Origin of the sequence: Streptomyces sp. LHD-70, assembly GCF_031157275.1 — a bacterium.
Lineage (GTDB): Bacteria > Actinomycetota > Actinomycetes > Streptomycetales > Streptomycetaceae > Streptomyces.
Genome location: NZ_JAVIFW010000001.1, coordinates 532,226 through 551,253, shown reverse-complemented (window position 1 = coordinate 551,253; position 19,028 = coordinate 532,226). Strand labels below are relative to the sequence as shown.

Below are 19,028 nucleotides of genomic sequence, written 5' to 3'. Positions count from 1 at the left end.
TGGGCTCTGTTTCACCGCTCCTTCACGAGGACAGCACATGACCGCGCCCAACAACAGCACCCCGTCCCCCTTCGGGCCGCCGCCCGGTGGCCAGCCGATGGCTCCGCCGCCGTTCCCGGTCCCGCCTCAGCCGCAGAACGGTCTCGGCATCACCGCCCTCGTGCTCGGCATCATCGGCGCGGTGCTGTTCTTCACCGTCTGGGGCGGCATCGTCCTCGGCGTCCTGGCCCTGATATTCGGCCTGGTGGGCCACTCCAAGGCGCGCAAGGGCCTGGCCACCAACAAGGGTGTGGCGCTGAGCGGAGCGATCCTCGGCGGCATCGCGCTCATCGTGTCGATCGTGTGGCTGGTGGTCGTCGTGATGGCCGTGCAGAGCGTGTCCGACGAGATCCAGAAGGAAGTCGACAGGGCCGCCTCGGCCGACCCCGGCACGGGCTCCGGCGACGACTCGTCGGGCGACGTGGACACCGGCGACCCGGCGTCCGACTCGGCCGAGCCGCTGAAGTTCGGCGCGACCCACACGTACGACGACGGCGTGAAGGTCACGGTGAGCAAGCCGAAGGCGTACAGCCCCGACGAGTTCGCGGCCGGGCACAAGGCGGGCAACGTGGCGGTGCAGTTCACCATCACGATCGTCAACGGCGGCAAGAAGACGATGGACGTCACCACCGCCCTGCCGACGCTGCGGGACGCGAAGGGCGCCGACGTCGAGATGGTCTTCGACGGCAGCAACGCCACCAAGCCGTTCAACGGCAAGGTCCTCGCGGGCAAGCAGGCCCAGGGCAGCTTCGCCTTCTCCCTGCCGGCGGACGCCACGAAGGAAGTCCAGCTGGAGGTCGGCCCCGAGGTCCTGGAGTACGAGGACGCCATCTGGACCGGCCCCGCGAAGTAGCACCCTGAACGGGCGCCCCACAGAAGCGGGCGTGGGGCGCCCCGCACGAGCGGGCGTGGGGCGCCCCACACCGCTCCCCCACGACATCGCGTCGCTCTGACGATTACACTGGGCCGCGTGCCTCAACTACGCCTCGCCTTGAATCAGATCGACTCGACCGTCGGCGACCTCGCCCAGAACGCCGACGCGATCGTGCACTGGACCCGGCACTCCGCCGAACAGGGCGCCCACCTCGTGGCGTTCCCGGAGATGGTCCTCACCGGCTACCCCGTCGAGGACCTGGCCCTGCGCCCGTCCTTCGTCGAGGCGTCCCGGCAGGCGCTGCGCGCCCTGGCCGCGCGCCTGGCCGACGAGGGGCACGGCGAACTGCCGGTGATCGTCGGCTATCTGGACCGCTCGGAGACCGCGCAGCCCAAGTACGGCCAGCCCGCGGGCGCCCCGCAGAACGCCGCCGCCGTGCTGCACCGCGGCGAGGTCGTGCTGACCTTCGCCAAGCACCACCTGCCGAACTACGGCGTCTTCGACGAGTTCCGCTACTTCGTCCCCGGCGACACGATGCCGGTGATCCGGGTGCACGGCGTGGACGTCGCGCTGGCGATCTGCGAGGACCTCTGGCAGGACGGCGGCCGCGTCCCGGCCACCCGCTCGGCGGGCGCGGGCCTCCTGGTCTCCATCAACGCCTCGCCGTACGAGCAGGACAAGGACGACACTCGCCTTGAACTGGTGCGCAAGCGCGCCCAGGAGGCCGGGTGCACCACGGCGTACCTCGCGATGATCGGCGGGCAGGACGAGCTGGTCTTCGACGGCGACTCGATCGTGGTCGACGCGAGCGGCGAAGTCGTCGCGCGCGCCCCGCAGTTCGCGGAGGGCAGCGTGGTCCTGGACCTGGACCTGCCGGCGGCGGGGTCCGTCCCGCAAGGCGTGGTGGACGACGGTCTGCGGATCGACCACGTCGTCCTCTCCGAGGAGCCGGTCCCGGCGTACGAGGCGGAGCTCGCGGGCGGGTACGCGGAGCGGCTCGACGACGACGAGGAGGTCTACTCGGCGCTCGTCGTGGGCCTGCGCGCGTACGCCGCGAAGAACGGCTTCCGGTCCGTGCTCATCGGCCTCTCCGGCGGTATCGACTCGGCGCTGGTGGCCGCGATCGCCTGCGACGCGCTGGGCGCGCAGAACGTGTACGGCATCTCGATGCCCTCGAAGTACAGCTCGGACCACTCCAAGGGCGACGCCGCCGAACTGGCCCGGCGCACCGGCCTCAACTTCCGTACGGTGCCCATCGAGCCGATGTTCGACGCGTACATGGGCTCGCTCGGGCTGACCGGTCTCGCCGAGGAGAACCTGCAGTCGCGGCTGCGCGGCACGATGCTGATGGCGGTCTCCAACCAGGAGGGCCACATCGTCCTCGCGCCGGGCAACAAGTCCGAGCTGGCGGTGGGGTATTCGACGCTGTACGGCGACTCGGTGGGGGCGTACGGCCCGATCAAGGACGTCTACAAGACGGCGATCTTCCGCCTGGCCGAGTGGCGCAACCGGGCCGCCGAGGAGCGCGGCCAGACCCCGCCCATCCCGGAGAACTCCATCACCAAGCCCCCGAGCGCCGAACTCCGCCCGGACCAGGTGGACACGGACTCGCTGCCGGACTACCCGGTGCTCGACGGGATCCTGGCGTTGTACGTGGACCGGGACAAGGGTGCCGACGAGATCGTCTCCGCCGGGTACGAGGAAGAGGTCGTCGCGAAGGTGCTGCGCCTGGTCGACGGTGCGGAGTACAAGCGGCGGCAGTACCCGCCGGGTACGAAGATCTCGGCGAAGGGGTTCGGCAAGGACCGTCGTCTTCCGATCACCAGTCGCTGGCGGGAACTGGGCTGACCCCAGGGGGCTCCGCCCCCGGCCCCCCGCTCCTCAAACGCCGGAGGGGCTCAATTCTGAGCCCTCCGGCGATAAAGCCTCAGCCCACCTGCTCCTGATCCCGCACCGGCACGCCCCCACCCCCGGCAACAACCCGAGACGGCCCCGTACCCCGATCCAACAGCCCCGCAAGCACGGCGATCGCAAGCCCCACCACCGCCAGCCCAGCCCCGACCAGGGTCGGCGACATCCACCCCCACCCCGCAGCAATGGCGGCCCCGCCCGCCCAAGCCCCGCCCGCATTGGCGAGGTTGAACGCCGAGTGGTTGGACGCCGAGGCCAGCGTCGGGGCGTGCGCGGCCTTGCGCATCACCAGCATCTGCAGCGGCGTCGTCGTCATGAACCCGACCGCCCCGAGCACGACGACGGTCACGAGCGCCGCCCACCGCACGTGCACGGTGTAGTCGAAGGCGAGCAGCACCAGGGCGAGGGCGCCGAGCGATCCGTACAGCGTGGGCCGCAGGGCCCGGTCGGTGAGCGGTCCCGCGACAAGCGCGCCGAGCGTCATGCCGATGCCGAACAGGGCGAGGACGAGCGTCACCGAGGAGTCCGACATCCTCATGACCTCGGTGGTCATCGAGGCCAGGTAGGAGTAGACCGCGAACACGCCCGCGAAGCCGAACACCGCGGTGAGCAGCCCGAGCAGCACCTGCCGGTCACCGAGCGCGCGCAGCTCCTGCCGCAGGTTCTGGCCCGCGTCCATCGGCACGTACGGGACGAGCTTCGCGAGGGCGGCCATGGCGAGCAGGCCGATCACGGCGACGACCAGGAACGTCGCCCGCCAGCCGAGGTGCTGGCCGAGCAGCGTGGCGGCGGGGACGCCGACGATGTTGGCGACGGTCAGGCCGAGGAACATCGTCGCCACGGCGCGGGCCTCGCGCCCCTCCCGTACGAGCCGCGCGGCGACGACCGCGCCGACGCCGAAGAACGCGCCGTGCGGAAGCCCCGCGAGGACCCGGCCCGCGGCGAGCAGGCCGAAGCTGGGGGCGAGCGCGGAGGCCAGGTTGCCGATCGTGAAGACCGCCATGAGCAGCACGAGCATCTTCTTGCGCGGAACGCGGGAGCCGAAGGCGGTGAGCAGCGGGGCGCCGACGACGACACCGATCGCGTACGCGGAGACGAGGTACCCGGCGGTGGGCACGGAGGTGCCGAGGTCGTCCGCGACATTGGGCAGCAGGCCCATCATCACGAACTCGGTGGTGCCGATGCCGAAGGCGGAGACGGCGAGCGCTAGCAGCGCCACAGGCATGAGAGACCCTTTACGACTGGCAGGGGGAGACGTGCATAAGTTCTCGTACGGAACAAAGTCTCTCAGGTGTTGTATTCCGCGGGATGAGGGCCCCGTTAACGCGGGATGACGCTCAGCCCAGGCTGACGCGCGCCGCCAGCGGCAGATGGTCGCTGCCCGTGGCCGGCAGCGACCAGGACGCCTCCGGCTCCACGTCGCGCACCATGATCTGGTCGATCCGTGCCATCGGGAACCCGGCGGGCCAGCTGAAGCCGAAGCCGTCGCCCGCCGCGCCCTGCGTGGAGCGCAGCTGCGAGGTGACCGGGGAGAGCGCGCGGTCGTTCATCGTGCCGTTGAGGTCGCCGAGCAGCACGACCTTCTCGACCGGCTCGTCCCGGATCGCGACGCCGAGGGCCTCCGCGCTGTTGTCCCGCTGCCCCGCCGTGAAGCCCGCGTCCGCCTTGACCCGCACCGAGGGCAGGTGGGCGACGTACACCGCGACGTCGCCCTGCGGCGTGTTCACGGTGGCGCGGAGCGCGCGGGTCCAGCCCATCTTGATGTCCACGGGCCGGCTGTCGGTCATCGGGTGCTTGCTCCACAGGCCGACGGTGCCCTCGACGGAGTGGTAGCGGTACGTCTCCGCCAGGGCGCGCTCGTACGCGGGCAGCGCCTCCTGGGTCAGCTCCTCCAGGGCCACCACGTCCGCGCCGGACGCGGCGACCTTGCGGGCGGTGCCCTCGGGGTCGGGGTTCTCGGCGTTGACGTTGTGCGTGACGACGGTGAGGTCGCCGCCGGTGCCGGACTTGTCGAAAACCAGGCTGCCGAAGAGGTTCACCCACACCGCGGCGGGCAGCACGACCGCGACCAGGGCGGTGGCCGACTTCCGCACGAACGCGAGGATCAGCAGAAGCGGAACGCCGAGGCCGAGCCACGGCAGAAACGTCTCGATCAGGCTGCCGAGGTTGCCGACGTCATTGGGGATGTGCGCGTGCACCACCATGACCAGGGCGAGCAGCACCGCGAAGAAGGCAAGCACGAGGCCGCGCCGCCAGCCTCCCTGGTCCCGGCGCCAGCCGTCGCGCAGCCGCCGAGGCCGGGATCCGGAACGCTCGGCCCGCGAGCCTCGGTTCCCCGTCTCCGCCATGTACGCCTGCGCCATACCGTCGCCTCACTGCCTGCCGTGCACATCGTCCGCCCCCAGACCCTAGGGGATCGCGATGGCCTCGCTCCGCCGCCGTACGACGGCCGTACGTGGTCGAGGACGACGGCGGGCCGTGCGGAGTTCCGCCGGGGCGGAGCGGAGCGGTAGCTGTGACGAAACACGCACGTTCAGGAGGTGACCACGGGCTCGGCCCCGGTCTCCGACTCCCGCTCCGCGCGCGCGGGTTGCGCGCCCCGCCCCGGCAGGAACAGCAGCGCCACCACGGCCCCCAGGAGCACCGCCCCCGCCGAGCACCAGGCGGCGACGTGCATCGCGTGCAGGTAGGCCGCGTGGGCCGGGTCGACCAGGGCGCGGCCCGCGGGACCGAGGCGTTCGGCGACCGCGAGCGTGGCCTCGATGGACTCGCCCGCGGCGGCGCGTACGTCGGCCGGGACCGCCCCGAGGTGCTTCTCGATGTCGCCGCGGTAGACCGCCGAGAGCAGCGAGCCGAGTACGGCGATCCCGAGCGCGCCGCCGACCTGCCGGAACGTGCTGTTGAGCGCCGAGCCCGAGCCGGCCTTCTCCCGCGGCAGGGTCTGCATGATGGCGACGGTGACCGGCGGCATGATCAGGGCCATGCCGCTGCCCTGAAGGAAGAACACGACCTCCAGGACCCAGAGCGGCGTACTCGCGTCGAACAGGCCGAACCCGGACAGTCCGGCGGCGACCAGGAGCAGCCCCCCGGTGCAGGTCGCCCGTACACCGAAGCGGGTCACGAAGAGGCGCGCGCGGGGCGCGAACAGCATCTGGGCGACGGCGAGCGGCAGGATCAGCAGGCCCGCCTCCAGCGGGCTGTGACCGCGCACGCTCTGCAGGTAGAAGGCCGAGAAGAAGGTCACGCCCATCAGCGCGAAGAAGACCAGGGTGACGGCGGCGATCGCGGCCGAGAAGGCGGGCTTGCGGAAGTGCGAGACGTCGACGGCCGGGTGGGCGACGCGCTTCTCGTGCAGCACGAACGCGGTGAGCAGCGCGAGCCCGGCGCCGGTCGTCGCGAGCACCGAGGGGTCGCCGAAGTCGGCGAGCTCGCCGCCGCGGATGATGCCGTAGACGAGCAGCATCAGGCCCGCGATGGAGAGGCCGACGCCCAGCGGGTCGAGGCGGCCGGGCCGCGGGTCCCGGGATTCCGGTACGAGCAGCAGCGTGCCGAGCAGGGCGAGGGCCACGACGGGCACGTTGACCAGGAAGACGGAGCCCCACCAGAAGTGGTCGAGCAGCAGTCCGCCGGTGATCGGGCCGATGGCGATGGCCATGCCGACGCTGCCCGCCCAGATGCCGATGGCCTTGGGCTGCTCGTCGGGCTCGAAGACGTTCATCAGGACCGCCATCGTCGCGGGCATCACCGCGGCGCCGCCGAGGCCCATCACCGCGCGGAACGCGATGAGTTGCTCCGGCGTCGAGGAGAACGCGGCGAGCACCGAGCCGAGCCCGAAAAGCAGCATGCCGCCGACGAGCACCCGCTTGCGGCCGAGCCGGTCCCCGAGCAGCCCGGCGGTGAAGAGCAGGCCCGCGAAGACCAGGGTGTACGCGTTGATCGCCCACTCCAGCTCGCTCTGGGTGGCGCCGAGCCCGGTGGGCCCGGGGCTCGCGATGACCTTGATCGCCACGTTCAGGATCGAGTTGTCGATGACGACGATCAGCAGGCTGAGCATCAGGACGCCGAGGACCGCCCAGCGGCGGCGGTGCACGGCTTCGGGTATCCGGGGCGTCCCGGCTCCGGCGGGGGTCGGCATGCCGCACACCCTAGGGATTTCCGGGTCCCGGCCGCCGCGTACCGGCGTAGTACGTCACGTCCCGCGGCTCTGCTCTGGCGTGGTCGGGGCGGGAGTGCCACCATGGCGGTGATCCGGGGACGCCGTCAGGGCGCCACGAGATGACTTGAAGGAGCCGTCGTCATGACGCAGATTTCGGCTGCCCACACGCCTGCCCAGGAGCAGGCGGCCAAGAGCAGCAAGACTTCCGGTACCTCGCTGTACGGCGGTGTGACCTCCCGCCGCGTCACCGTCCGCGACCTCGCCGGCGCCAAGGAGCGCGGCGAGAAGTGGCCGATGCTCACCGCGTACGACGCGATGACCGCGTCCGTCTTCGACGAGGCGGGCATCCCCGTCCTGCTCGTCGGCGACTCGATGGGCAACTGCCACCTCGGGTACGAGACCACCGTGCCCGTCACCCTCGACGAGGTCGCGATGCTCAGCGCCGCCGTCGTACGGGGCACCAAGCGCGCCCTGGTCATCGGTGACCTGCCGTTCGGCTCGTACCAGGAGGGCCCGGTGCAGGCGCTGCGCTCGGCGACGCGCCTGGTGAAGGAGGCCGGTGTGGGCGCGGTGAAGCTGGAGGGCGGGGAGCGCTCGCTCGCCCAGACCGAACTGCTCGTCTCTGCCGGCATCCCGGTCATGTCGCACCTGGGCCTGACCCCGCAGTCCGTGAACACCATGGGCTACCGCGTCCAGGGCCGCGCCGACGAGGACGCCCACCGGCTGCTCAGGGACGCCAAGGCCGCGCAGGACGCGGGCGCGTTCGGGGTCGTCCTGGAGCTGGTCCCGGAGGAGCTGGCGGCGGAGGTGTCGCGCTCGCTGCACATCCCGACGATCGGCATCGGCGCGGGCGCGGGCTGCGACGCCCAGGTCCTGGTGTGGACGGACATGATGGGCCTGACCTCGGGCAAGATGCCGCGCTTCGTGAAGCAGTACGCTGCGCTGCGCTCGGTGATGGGGGACGCGGCGAAGGCGTTCGCGGCCGATGTGGTGGGCGGCGAGTTCCCGGCACCGGAACACGCGTTCCACTAGAGGTTTCCTCAATCGCCGGAGGGGCTCAAATTGAGCCCCTCCGGCGATTGAGGAGCGGGGGTCCGGGGGCTGGCCCCCGTGTCGGAGCGCTGTCGGCGGCCTGTCGGTGATCTGTAGGTCGCGTACCGGACCGTGGTCCACATGACGCGATCCGACAAGAACCCCAGCAACGGTGGGCACGCCGTAGAGGTGCGGGGACTGGTCAAGCACTACGGCGCGACCAAGGCCCTGGACGGCGTGGACCTGGACGTCCGCGAAGGCACCGTCCTCGGCGTCCTCGGCCCCAACGGCGCGGGCAAGACCACGCTCGTCCGCTGCCTCTCCACCCTGATCACCCCGGACTCCGGCTCGGCCACCGTCGCCGGGTACGACGTGCTGCGCCAGCCCCGCCAGCTGCGCCGCAAGATCGGCCTGACCGGGCAGTACGCCTCGGTCGACGAGAAGCTGTCCGGCTTCGAGAACCTGTACATGATCGGCCGCCTCCTCGACCTCTCCCGGTCCGAGGCCAAGCGCCGCGCCGGTGAACTCCTGGAGCGGTTCTCGCTCACGGAGGCCGCCAAGCGCCCGGCCGCCACGTACTCCGGCGGTATGCGCCGCCGCCTCGACCTCGCCGCCTCGATGATCGGGCAGCCCGCCGTCCTGTACCTGGACGAGCCGACCACCGGTCTCGACCCGCGCACCCGCAACGAGGTCTGGGACGAGGTGAAGCGCATGGTCGGCGAGGGCGTCACCGTGCTGCTCACCACCCAGTACATGGAGGAGGCCGAGCAGCTGGCCTCCGAGCTGACCGTGATCGACCGCGGCAAGATCATCGCCAACGGCGGGATCGCCGAGCTGAAGGCGAAGATCGGCGGCCGCACCCTGCGCGTCCGGCCCGCCGATCCGGCCGAGCTGCGCGCCATGGCCGCCGACCTCGACGCCTCCGGCCTGACCGGGCTCGCCACGGCCACCGTGGACGCCGAGAACGGCACGGTTCTCGTACCCATCCAGAGCGACGAGCAGCTCACCGCGATCGTCGGCGCGCTCGCCGCGCGGGGGTACGCCCTCGGCGACATCGCCACCGAACTGCCCAGCCTGGACGAGGTGTTCCTGTCCATCACCGGCCAGAAGGCCAGTGCCCCGCAGGACGCCGACGCCGCCCCGATCCGAGAGGAGGTCGCCGCATGACGACCGCGACCACCGCGCCCGTCGACATCCCGCCCGCGCCTCTGAAGGGCGAGGCCGACGACCGCATCGGGCTGCGCGCCCACGCCCGGCACACCGGGGCGCTGATCCGCCGCAACCTGCTGTGGATCAGGAACAACCCGGAGTCGATGTTCGACGCCCTGCTGATGCCGATCGTCTTCACGCTGCTGTTCGTGTACGTCTTCGGCGGGTCCATCGGCCAGGCGCTCGGCGGCGGCCAGGACGCGTACGTGCAGTACGTGATCCCGGGCATGCTCGCGATGATGAGCATGACCATCGCGCAGGCCGTCGGCACCGGCTTCAACGAGGACTTCCAGAAGGGCATCATGGACCGCTTCCGGTCCCTGCCCATCGGCCGTGCCTCGGTGCTGATCGCGAAGATCTCCGTGGAACTCCTGCGGATGCTGATCGCCACCACGGTCCTGATGATCGTGGCCGTCCTGGTCGGCTTCGACGTGGTGAGCTGGAGCGGCCTGTTCGCCGCGGTCGGCCTGTCCGCGCTGTTCGGCTTCGGCGTGATGTGGATCTTCCTGACCCTCGGTGTGACCATGAAGAGCGCCCAGTCGGTGCAGGCCATGGGCTTCCTGGTGATGATGCCGCTGCAGTTCGGCTCGTCGATCTTCGCGCCCACCGCGTCGATGCCGGGCTGGCTGGAGGCGTTCACGAGGTACAACCCGCTGTCGGGCCTCGCGGACGCGGCCCGCGGCCTGATGGTGGGCGGCCCGATCGCCCACGGCCTGTGGGTGACGCTCGCCTGGTCCGTCGGCCTCACGGTCGTCATGGCACCGATCGCGATCCGCAAGTTCACGAACAAGGCCTGACCCAGAGGGATACGGCCAAGGCCCGTACGTGGAAGGGGAGTTCGGCGTACGGGCCGGGGAGGGGTGCGGCTGATCCGGGCATTCACCCGGATCGCGCCCCGTGAAAACCCGGATCAGAGCAGGGCGGCGGCCTCCTCCAGGGTGAGGTCGCCGCCCTCCGCATGTCCGCGCTCGTACGCCTCGTCGCCGAGGATGTCCCGTACGGCCTGCTCGGCGGTGTCCCGTTGGAGGCGTTCCTGCCGGGCGGGGCGGTGGCCGGACGGCAGCAGGGCGTCGGAGGCGCCGAGCAGCCGGGCCCCGACGTACGCCGCCTCCGGCTCCGCGCGGCCCGCCAACGCCCAGGCACACAGGGCGAGTTGGACGGAGGCCATATGCGGGGCGATCATCGCGGCGACCGGGTCCTGGGACCAGCGGAAGGCCGCGGTGGCGTGCTCGTACGCCTCCTCGTGGCGGCCGTCGAGGATGTCCAGCCAGCCGTAGATGCCGTGCAGGACGCCCTTGAACATCACGGCGGGGCCGGAGAAGTACTGCTCCCACAGCAGGTCGAGCTGCTCGCGCGCCTCTCCCCCGCGGCCGCTCGCGCCCAGCCGGCCCGTGAGGTGGATACGGGCGGCGGGCACGGCCTCCGAGAAGGTGTCACCGGCCCCCTCCAGGATCTGCCAGAGCATCGCCTCCCCCTGCTCGGGCCGCCCGGTCTCCAGCATGATCCCGGCGAGCCGCACCTGGAGCACCGAGACCTGCGCGGCCGCCCCGATGGCCTCCGCGTGCTCGATCGCGGCCGCGAAGTCCCCTTCCGCGTGGGCGAGTTCCCCCCGCCGCTCCCAGGCCTCGCCGCGCGCCGACAGCGCCTCGGCGGCGCCCCAGGAGTCACCGAGCTCGGTGAACAGGGCCAGGGCCTCGGTCGCGTCGCGCTCCGCGTCCCCGCCCCAGGCGCTGCGGTTGGCGAGGACGTTGGCGCGCAGCTGGAGCGTCCAGGCCAGCTCCCAGCGGTAGCCCTGCGCGCGGCAGGTCTCCACGTTCCGGTCGAGCAGCTCCCGCAGGTTCTCGGGTCGGCCGACGAGGAGCACGGCGAACACCCAGAACGCGCCGGGGCTCCAGCAGGTCTGCGGCAGGCCCGGCCGGTAGGCGGCGACGATGCCCTGCAGGCGCTGCTCGTTCTCCGGCCGGTTCCAGCCGTCGGAGCGGTGGTCCATGGACGCGAGCTGCATCAGGCGCGCCCCGCGCCGCGCCTCCTGCACCTGCTCGGGCACCATCGGCGGGGGCTTGGCCGTGCACCGCTCGGTGAGCGGCGGCGCCTGCTCGACGGGTTCGGCGAACGGGTCGGGGCTGAGCGCGGACACGACGGTCGACCAGTGCCGGGACTCGCTGCGCAGATCGCGCATCTGCCAGTACCAGCACAGCGACAGGACGAGGCAGAGCGCCTCCTGCTCGTCGCCCGCGTCCGTCGCCCGGCGCAGCGCGGTGCGCAGGTTCTCGTACTCGCTCTCGATGCGGGCGATGGTCTGCTTCTGCCGGGCGGTGCGCAGCTCGGGGTCGGCCCGGCGGGCGAGTTCGCGGTAGTGGACGAGGTGGGCGTGCTCGGCGGCGGGGCGGTCGCCGGCCGCGTCGAGGTGGGCGCCCGCGTACTCGGCGACGGTCTCCAGGAGCCGGTAGCGCATCGTGCCCGTGTCCGAAGGGGCCGCCACCACCAGGGACTTGTCGACGAGCGAGCCCATCAGGTCGGTGACGTCGCGCCGGTCCACATGCAGGTCGAGCGCGCAGGCGGGCTCAGCGGTGATGTCGCCCGGGGACGGCCCGGGCCCGGTGGGCGCACCCCCGCACACCGCCTCCGCCGCGTCGAGTTCGCAGCCGCCCGCGAACACCGAGAGCCGCTGGAGCACGGCCCGCTCGCGGGCGTCGAGCAGCTCCCAGGACCAGTCGACGACGGCCCGCAGGGTCTGCTGCCGGGGCAGGACCGTACGGCTGCCGGAGGTGAGGAGGCGGAAGCGGTCGTCGAGGCGGTCGGCGATCTGGCGCGGGGTGAGCGAACGTAGCCGGGCGGCGGCGAGTTCGACGGCGAGCGGCAGCCCGTCGAGCCGCCGGCAGATCTCCGCGCAGGCCTCCGGGTCGTCCTCGATCCGGAAGCCGGGCAGGGCGGCGGCGCCGCGGTCGGCGAGCAGCCGCAGCGCGACCGGCTCGGGCAGCGGCTCCAGGGGGCGCACCAACTCGCCCGGCACGCCGAGGGGTTCGCGGCTGGTGGCCAGCACGGTGAGCTGCGGGCAGTGCGCCAGGAGGTACTCGACGGTACGCGCGGCCGACTCCACGACGTGCTCGCAGTTGTCGAGCAGCAGCAGCATCCGGCGCGGCGCACAGTGCTCCGCGAGCCGTACGAGAGGGTCGCCGCCGGCCTGGTCGGTGGCGGCCCGCAGCTCTTCTGCGCCCATGCCGTAGAGGACGGTGCGGCGGCCGCCGAGCGCGGTGAGCACGGCCTCGGGCACGGCGGCGGCGTCGGTGGTGGCGGCGGCTGCTGCGACAGGAGCGAGTTCGGCCAGCCACACGCCGTCCGGCACGGGCAGTGTCTCCGCCGCCTCCTGCGAGAGCCGGGTCTTGCCCGCCCCGCCGGGCCCGAGCAGCGTGACGAGCCGCGCCCGCCCGAGGTCGCCCCGCAACGCCTCGATGTCCGCCTCGCGCCCGACGAAGCTGGTGAGGCGGGTACGGAGGTTGCCGGGGGTGGCGGCCGGGCCGGGTCGCCGGGGGCCGGGGTGGCGGTCCGCAGGGGCCGGGTCCGGCGATCCCGCGAGCAACTCCCCGTGCAGCGCGCGCAGTTCGGCCCCGGGGTCCGCGCCGAGCTGCTCGGCCAGCTCGGCGCGCACCTCTTCGTACGCCGCGAGCGCCTCGGCCGCCCGGCCCGCGTCGCGCAGCGCGCGCAGCCGCAGGGCCTGCAGCGGCTCGTCGAGGGGGTGCTCGGCGCACAGGGCGGTCAGTTCGGGCAGGGTCTGCTCGGCGCGGCCGAGGCCGAGGGCGGCGGCGAGGCGGGCCCGCCGGGCGTCCAGGTGCCGGGCGTCGAGGCGGGCGGCGTCGGCGGTGCGGTCGGGCAGGTCGGCGAGGGCGGGGCCGCGCCACAGGTCGAGGGCCTCGTCGAGCAGGGCGGCCGCCTTGACCGGGTCGCCGTCGGCGAGTGCGCGGGCGCCCTCCCCCGCGAGGCGTTCGAAGCGGTGCGCGTCCACGTCGTCCGGGGCGGCGGCGAGGCGGTAGCCGCCACCGTCGACGGACTCCACGGCCGCGTGCCCGAGCGACCGGCGCAGCCGTCCGACGAGGGCCTGCAGCGCGGCGGTGGCATCGGCGGGCTCGTCGCCGTCCCACACCTCGGCGACGAGCTGTGCGACCGGCACGGTCCGCCCGGCGCGCAGCGCGAGCACGGTGAGCAGGGCGCGCAGCCGCGGCCCGCCGACCGCGACGGCGGCGCCGTCGGCGCGGACTGCCTGAGTGGTGCCGAGGATGGAGTAGCGCACCGGGCCATTCTCCCCGCTCGGCTGAACCTGCCGGACTCGGCCGCACAATTGAGCCCGATGAGCCCGTTGAGCCCGTCCGGCAGGGGAGGACGAGCCCGGAGGGCGATCACGCTCGCCGAGCCGACCTCGCCGAAACAATTCCCGAGGAGACCCCCGTATGAACTCCCACCGCATCAGCCCCGTCTTCCTCGGGATCGCCGCCGTCACGGCCGCGGCCGGGTGGGCGACCTGGACGGGGTTCGCGGCCAACACCGGCCTGGCGGTGTTCCTGTTCGTCACCGGCGCCTGGGTCGTCTCGCTCTGCCTGCACGAGTACGCGCACGCCCGCACCGCCCTGCACAGCGGGGACATCTCGGTGGGCGCGAAGGGCTATCTGACGCTGAACCCGTTGAAGTACACGCACGCGCTCCTGAGCATCGTGCTGCCCCTGGTGTTCGTGATCATGGGCGGGATCGGGCTGCCCGGCGGTGCCGTGTTCATCGAGCGGAGCCGGATCCGGGGCCGCTGGCGGCACAGCCTGATCTCGGCGGTGGGCCCGCTGACCAACGTCGCCTTCGCGGTGGTGTGCACGGCGCCGTTCTGGCTGGACGCGCTGGCGGGCGTACCGCCGGCGTTCCAGTACGCGCTGGCGTTCCTGGCGCTGCTGCAGGTGACGGCGGCGCTGCTGAACTTCCTGCCGGTGCCGGGCCTGGACGGGTACGGGGTGATCGAGCCCTGGCTGTCGCGCGGGATCCGCCGCCAGGTGGAGCCGTTCGCGCCGTTCGGGCTGCTCGCGATCTTCGCGGTGCTGTGGATCCCGGAGGTCAACATCGCGTTCTTCGACGCGATCCACGGCCTGCTGCGCGGCCTCGGCATCGAGGAGCTGGAGTCGTACTGCGGGCAGAACCTCTACCGCTTCTGGCAGGCCGAAAGCCCGGTCTGCGTCAGTGGCTGACGGCGGCCTTCTCGGCCTTGCCCTTGCGCAGGTAGTACCAGGTCATGTTGGACGAGAGCCCGGCGATCAGCACCCAGACGATGCCGAGCCAGCTGCCCTGGACGAAGGAGACCACGGCCGCGGCCACGGCGAGGACGCAGACGACGAGGGCGTACAGAGCGAGGCGGGGCATGGGGTTCGGCTCCTGTCCGGATACTGCGGTTCGTACGCCGTCCAGTGTCCCCCATGCCCGCGGCGCGCCTACACGTCGGTGACGCGCAGGCCCGCGTGCGCCTTGTACCGCCGGTTCACGGAGATCAGGTTGGCGACAAGCGACTCCACCTGGTGGGCGTTGCGAAGCCGCCCGGCGAAGACGCCCCGCATGCCGGGGATGCGGGCGGCGAGGGCCTGCACGAGGTCGGTGTCGGCGCGGACCTCGCCCAGCACCATCACGTCGGTGTCGATCTCCTCGATGGACTCGTCCTGGAGCAGCACGGCCGACAGGTGGTGGAAGGCGGCGGTCACGCGGGAGTCGGGCAGGAGCGCGGCGGCCTGCTCGGCGGCGCTGCCCTCCTCGGGCTTCAGGGCGTACGCGCCCTTCTTGTCGAAGCCCAGCGGGTTGACGCAGTCCACGACGAGCTTGCCGGCGAGCTCCTCGCGCAGCGATTCGAGCGTCTTGGCGTGCCCGTCCCACGGCACGGCGACGATCACGATGTCGGAGCGGCGGGCGCACTCGGCGTTGTCGGCGCCCTCGACACCGAGGCCGAGCTCGTCGGCGGCGGCCCGGGCGCGCTCGGCGGCGCGGGAGCCGATGACGACCTTCTGGCCGGCCCGCGCGAGCCGGTAGGCGAGGCCACGCCCCTGGTCGCCGGTCCCGCCGAGCACGCCGACGACGAGTCCGGACACATCGGGAAGGTCCCAGGGATCCTTCGCGGGAGCCTTGCCCGGCGCCTTGTCCTGCCCCTGGGACGGGGCCTCTTGAGCAGCATCGTGGGAAGTCATACGGCGACGATACTTGCCGGTAGGGGGCGCTGGCGTACGGAATCCGCGCTCGTGTGCGAACCCGCGGCCCCCACCGCAGGCGCGGCGCCGCCGAGTTGGGGCAACTTCCGGACAGGCGCCGGGCGCGGGAGGCAGCATGCGGGGCCATGGATGCCGTACGGGTCGCGCTGCTGCGCGAAGTGCTCGCCGGGACGGAATGGCCGGGCGCCACCCGCCGCTTCGCGCTGACCCTGCGCGGTTCGGTGGTGCCGCACGGCGGCGGTCTCCTGCTCGTGGGGACCTCGGCGTACGAGCCCTGGCATCTGGCCGCCCACCTGGTGGACGAGGCGGCCTGGTCGGGAACGCCGGAGCTGCGGCCGACGCTGGTGCGGCACCGGGTCAGGCCCGGGGATCCGGCGCATCTGTCGGTGGGCCTCGGCCGGATCGAGGCGGCGCGGCGCGGCGAGACGCTCCTCGTGGTCGCGCCGGACGACCCCTGCGGCGGGCTCCTGGAGCGCATCCACGACGCCCGCAGGGCCGGGGCGACGGTGCTCGCCCTGGAGTCCGGCGACCGCGATCTGCACCGGCTCGCCCACGAGGCGCTCACCGTGCCCGAAGAGCCGGAGCTCGACCTGGACACGGTGCAGCACCTGGTGAGCGCGGCGGCCGGCGAGAACTCCCTGCCCGCACCGGCCCCGCGGGGACGCCGCAGCTTCCGGGACCGGCTGTCCCGCCTCGCGGATCAGCTGACGGAGCCGCCGCCCGCGCGCTGGTGACCGGTCAGCCGGATTCCTCGGCGCCGCCCTTGCGGTCGTGCCACCTCGGGTCGGTCTCCCACTCCAGGTTCCGTTCCTGCGCGGTCTGCATCGCGCTCTCCGCCTCGACGCGGGAGGCGTACGGGCCGAAGCGGTCCTTGCCCGGACAGTCGGGCCCCTCCTCGACCTTCTGGTGTTCGAGGCAGTAGTACCACTCCCCCGGCTTGCCGACCGTGCGCTTCTTGAACAGGGCCATCGCGGACCCCTCTCTGTCCGAGTCTCTTCCGAGCCGCTCCGAGGTTGGTTCCGCCGCCATCGTGCCCCAAGTCCGCTGGATACACTCACTGGCATGTCTGGCCAGTCGCTGCTCGTACCAGGGGAGCTCTCTCCCATCCGTTCCGTCCCCGGCAACATCCGGCGTCCCGAGTACGTGGGCAAGCCCGCGCCGACGCCGTACTCAGGCCCGGAGGTGCAGACCCCGGAGACCGTCGAGCTGATGCGGATCGCGGGCCGTATCGCCGCGCAGGCCATGGCCGAGGCAGCGAAGTACATCGAGCCGGGTGTCACCACGGACAAGCTGGACGAGGTGGCGCACGCGTTCATGTGCGACCACGGCGCGTACCCGTCCACGCTCGGCTACCGCGGCTTCCCGAAGTCGCTGTGCGCCTCGGTCAACGAGGTCATCTGCCACGGCATCCCGGACTCCACGGTGCTGCGCGACGGCGACATCGTGAACCTGGACGTCACGGCGTACATCGGCGGCGTGCACGGCGACAACAACGCCACGTACCTCTGCGGTGACGTGGACGAGGAGTCGAAGCTCCTGGTGGAGCGGACCCGGGAGGCGACCGCGCGGGCCATCAAGGCGGTCAGGCCGGGCCGCCAGATCAACATCATCGGCCGCGTCATCGAGTCGTACGCCAAGCGCTTCGGCTACGGCGTCGTGCGTGACTTCACGGGGCACGGCATCAACTCGTCCTTCCACTCCGGCCTGATCGTCCCGCACTACGACAGCCCGCACGCCACGACGGTGATCCAGCCCGGCATGACGTTCACGATCGAGCCGATGCTGACGCTCGGCACGCACGAGTACGACATGTGGGACGACGGCTGGACGGTGGTCACCAAGGACCGGAAGCGGACCGCGCAGTTCGAGCACACGCTCGTGGTGACGGACACGGGCGCGGACATCCTCACGCTGCCCTGACGCACTTTTTCTCGCACAGACGTTTTACCGACAGCACGTCGGGAACTCCTTTACCGACAGGTCGTCGGGAACCAGTTGACTTAGGCATGCCTAAGTAGCAGGATCATCGCAGGTTCCCAGCCCCTTCGGCACCGGAGGTCCGCCCCCATGTCCACCGCGTCCACGCCGTTCTCGACGCTCATCCGCACCGCGTCCCACGAGGCGCACACCGAGGCCGAGAATTCGACGTTCATGAGCGATCTGCTCGGCGGAAAACTCGGCGTGGAGGCGTACACGCGCTACACCGAGCAGCTCTGGTTCGTGTACCGCGCGATGGAGGCCGGAGCCGAGGCCCTGCGCGACGACCCGGTGGCGGGCCCGTTCCTCCGCCCCGAGCTGATGCGCACGGCGGAGCTGGAGCGGGACCTGACGCATCTGCACGGCGACTCCGGGGACTGGCGTGAGGGGCTGCGGCCCCTGCCCGCGACCCAGGCGTACGTGGACCGGGTCACCGAGTGCGCCCGCGACTGGCCCGGCGGCTTCGTCGCCCACCACTACACGCGCTATCTCGGCGACCTCTCCGGCGGCCAGATCATCCGCGACAAGGCGGAGCGGACCTGGGGCTTCGCGCGCAAGGGAGACGGCGTGCGGTTCTACGTCTTCGAGGGCATCTCCAACCCGGCCGCGTTCAAGCGCACCTACCGCGAACTGCTCGACGGGGTGCCGGTGGACGACCTGGAGAAGATGCGGATCGTGGACGAGTGCAAGCGCGCGTTCGCGTTGAACACTGGCGTGTTCCGGGCCTTGGGGGCCGAGTTCCCGCTCAGCGCGTGAGGCTCCCCAGGGGCACGCCCCGCCGAGGACTTCGGGAAGGGGCGGGTAGGGGAAAAATCACGCGCCGACCAGCAGCACCCGTCCCCCCACCTCGACCGCCCCGTCCGGGTTCGGGGCCGTGAGGATCTGACTGCCCGCGCCCTGGCGGATGTTGAGGGCGCGGCCGAGCCGTGCGGTGAGCAGCAACGCCGCAGCCCCCGTCGCCTCGTCCTCGTCGATGCCGTCACCGCGCCCGGGGAACGCCCGCGCGCGGACCCGCCCGGCCGCCTCGTCCTCCCACGCCCAGGCGTACACCCAGTCCCCGGGCGGCGGCACCGCGAGGGTGTCCACCTCCAGGGCCGAGCCGTGCTGGCGCAGGGTGCGGCCCGGGGCCCACTCCGGGCGGGCCGTGATCCAGCTGAACTCGCCGTCCTGACGCGCCGTCACCACCCCGGCGGGCGTGTGGAGTTCGGGCAGGTCGAGAAGCCAGGCCGCGCCGACGCAGGGGTGTCCGGCGAAGGGCAGGCGCACGGTGGGGGTGTAGATGTCGACGACGCCGCGCTCGTCGTCGTCGACGAACACGGTCTCGCTGAAGCCGAGGCGGCGCGCCAGCTCCTGGCGGGCCGCCTCGCCGCGCACGGCGGTGCCGTCGCGGACGACCCCGAGGGCGTTGCCGTACCGCCCGTCGGGGCCGCAGAAGACGCGGAGCACATCGAGATCAAGGGGGCCGGGCCGGGCCGTCGCCGAAGTCACCCGGGCATTGAAGCATCTGCTCTCCGAACTCCTGCGCGCCCGTGGGCACCTCACCGCCCGCGGCCGCGAGCAACCCACCACGGCCGAAAGCGGCCGACGAAGCGAACCCGGCGGACGC

At 72.2% G+C, this 19,028-nt stretch carries 17 protein-coding genes; 9 read left to right on the top strand and 8 right to left on the bottom strand.

Features of this window, described 5'->3' with window-relative positions; all coding sequences use genetic code 11:
• Window positions 1-37: 37 nt before the first annotated feature.
• Together RCO28_RS02480 and RCO28_RS02475 are read left to right on the top strand one after the other, a co-directional pair.
• Entirely contained in the window at window positions 38-892 is an 855-nt protein-coding gene (locus RCO28_RS02480) for a DUF4190 domain-containing protein (protein ID WP_308939225.1), read from the top strand.
• 117 nt (window positions 893-1,009) lie between these two features.
• A complete protein-coding gene (locus RCO28_RS02475; RefSeq protein ID WP_308939224.1) occupies window positions 1,010-2,761 on the top strand; it encodes an NAD+ synthase in 1,752 nt (583 codons plus the stop codon).
• Window positions 2,762-2,840: 79 nt separating this feature from the next.
• Here the strand turns inward: RCO28_RS02475 and RCO28_RS02470 are convergent, their stop codons facing one another.
• From RCO28_RS02470 to RCO28_RS02460, 3 genes are all read right to left on the bottom strand, one after another.
• Window positions 2,841-4,049 carry an MFS transporter gene (locus tag RCO28_RS02470; protein ID WP_308939223.1) on the bottom strand — a complete coding sequence of 403 codons (1,209 nt, stop codon included), beginning with the start codon at window positions 4,047-4,049 and terminating at the stop codon, window positions 2,841-2,843.
• A 112-nt stretch (window positions 4,050-4,161) separates the two neighbouring features.
• Complete coding sequence (locus tag RCO28_RS02465) at window positions 4,162-5,187, bottom strand: endonuclease/exonuclease/phosphatase family protein (protein ID WP_308939222.1); 1,026 nt, start codon at window positions 5,185-5,187, stop codon at window positions 4,162-4,164.
• 170 nt (window positions 5,188-5,357) lie between these two features.
• Window positions 5,358-6,959, bottom strand: coding sequence for an MFS transporter (locus RCO28_RS02460; protein ID WP_308939221.1), 1,602 nt, complete (start codon window positions 6,957-6,959; stop codon window positions 5,358-5,360).
• Between the two features lie 162 nt (window positions 6,960-7,121).
• Between RCO28_RS02460 and panB the strand changes: the two genes are divergently transcribed.
• The 3 genes from panB (at window position 7,122) to RCO28_RS02445 (ending at window position 10,018) form a co-directional block, all read left to right on the top strand.
• Window positions 7,122-8,012 (top strand): 3-methyl-2-oxobutanoate hydroxymethyltransferase, encoded by an 891-nt coding sequence (panB, locus tag RCO28_RS02455; protein WP_308939220.1) that lies wholly within the window; start codon window positions 7,122-7,124, stop codon window positions 8,010-8,012.
• A gap of 141 nt (window positions 8,013-8,153) precedes the next feature.
• Window positions 8,154-9,179: an ATP-binding cassette domain-containing protein gene (locus RCO28_RS02450; protein ID WP_308939219.1), complete on the top strand. Its 1,026-nt coding sequence runs from the start codon at window positions 8,154-8,156 to the stop codon at window positions 9,177-9,179.
• Window positions 9,176-10,018 carry an ABC transporter permease gene (locus tag RCO28_RS02445; protein WP_308939218.1) on the top strand — a complete coding sequence of 281 codons (843 nt, stop codon included), beginning with the start codon at window positions 9,176-9,178 and terminating at the stop codon, window positions 10,016-10,018. Before RCO28_RS02450 ends, RCO28_RS02445 begins: the two co-directional genes overlap by 4 nt.
• A 113-nt stretch (window positions 10,019-10,131) precedes the next feature.
• On the opposite strand, the gene RCO28_RS02440 is transcribed toward RCO28_RS02445, so the two are convergent.
• Window positions 10,132-13,509, bottom strand: coding sequence for a BTAD domain-containing putative transcriptional regulator (locus RCO28_RS02440; RefSeq protein WP_308939217.1), 3,378 nt, complete (start codon window positions 13,507-13,509; stop codon window positions 10,132-10,134).
• A 157-nt stretch (window positions 13,510-13,666) separates the two neighbouring features.
• Here RCO28_RS02440 and RCO28_RS02435 point away from each other — a divergent pair, with 157 nt between their 5' ends.
• Window positions 13,667-14,443: a site-2 protease family protein gene (locus tag RCO28_RS02435; RefSeq protein ID WP_308939216.1), complete on the top strand. Its 777-nt coding sequence runs from the start codon at window positions 13,667-13,669 to the stop codon at window positions 14,441-14,443.
• Here RCO28_RS02435 and RCO28_RS02430 read toward each other — a convergent pair.
• Window positions 14,433-14,615: a hypothetical protein gene (locus tag RCO28_RS02430; RefSeq protein ID WP_308939215.1), complete on the bottom strand. Its 183-nt coding sequence runs from the start codon at window positions 14,613-14,615 to the stop codon at window positions 14,433-14,435. The genes RCO28_RS02435 and RCO28_RS02430 overlap by 11 nt on opposite strands.
• 68 nt (window positions 14,616-14,683) lie before the next feature.
• Entirely contained in the window at window positions 14,684-15,424 is a 741-nt protein-coding gene (gene npdG, locus RCO28_RS02425) for an NADPH-dependent F420 reductase (RefSeq protein ID WP_308939214.1), read from the bottom strand.
• 146 nt (window positions 15,425-15,570) lie between these two features.
• On the opposite strand from npdG, the gene RCO28_RS02420 reads away from it, so the two are divergent.
• Window positions 15,571-16,179: a hypothetical protein gene (locus RCO28_RS02420; RefSeq protein WP_308939213.1), complete on the top strand. Its 609-nt coding sequence runs from the start codon at window positions 15,571-15,573 to the stop codon at window positions 16,177-16,179.
• Between the two features lie 4 nt (window positions 16,180-16,183).
• On the opposite strand, the gene RCO28_RS02415 is transcribed toward RCO28_RS02420, so the two are convergent.
• Window positions 16,184-16,414, bottom strand: coding sequence for a hypothetical protein (locus tag RCO28_RS02415; RefSeq protein ID WP_308939212.1), 231 nt, complete (start codon window positions 16,412-16,414; stop codon window positions 16,184-16,186).
• Window positions 16,415-16,507: 93 nt separating this feature from the next.
• Here RCO28_RS02415 and map point away from each other — a divergent pair, with 93 nt between their 5' ends.
• Together map and RCO28_RS02405 are read left to right on the top strand one after the other, a co-directional pair.
• Window positions 16,508-17,365, top strand: coding sequence for a type I methionyl aminopeptidase (map, locus tag RCO28_RS02410; RefSeq protein ID WP_308939211.1), 858 nt, complete (start codon window positions 16,508-16,510; stop codon window positions 17,363-17,365).
• A gap of 147 nt (window positions 17,366-17,512) precedes the next feature.
• A complete protein-coding gene (locus RCO28_RS02405) occupies window positions 17,513-18,178 on the top strand; it encodes a biliverdin-producing heme oxygenase (protein WP_308939210.1) in 666 nt (221 codons plus the stop codon).
• A 57-nt stretch (window positions 18,179-18,235) separates the two neighbouring features.
• On the opposite strand, the gene RCO28_RS02400 is transcribed toward RCO28_RS02405, so the two are convergent.
• On the bottom strand, window positions 18,236-18,910 hold the full coding sequence (locus RCO28_RS02400) for a PhzF family phenazine biosynthesis protein (RefSeq protein WP_308939209.1): 675 nt from the start codon (window positions 18,908-18,910) through the stop codon (window positions 18,236-18,238).
• Between the last annotated feature and the right edge of the window lie 118 nt (window positions 18,911-19,028).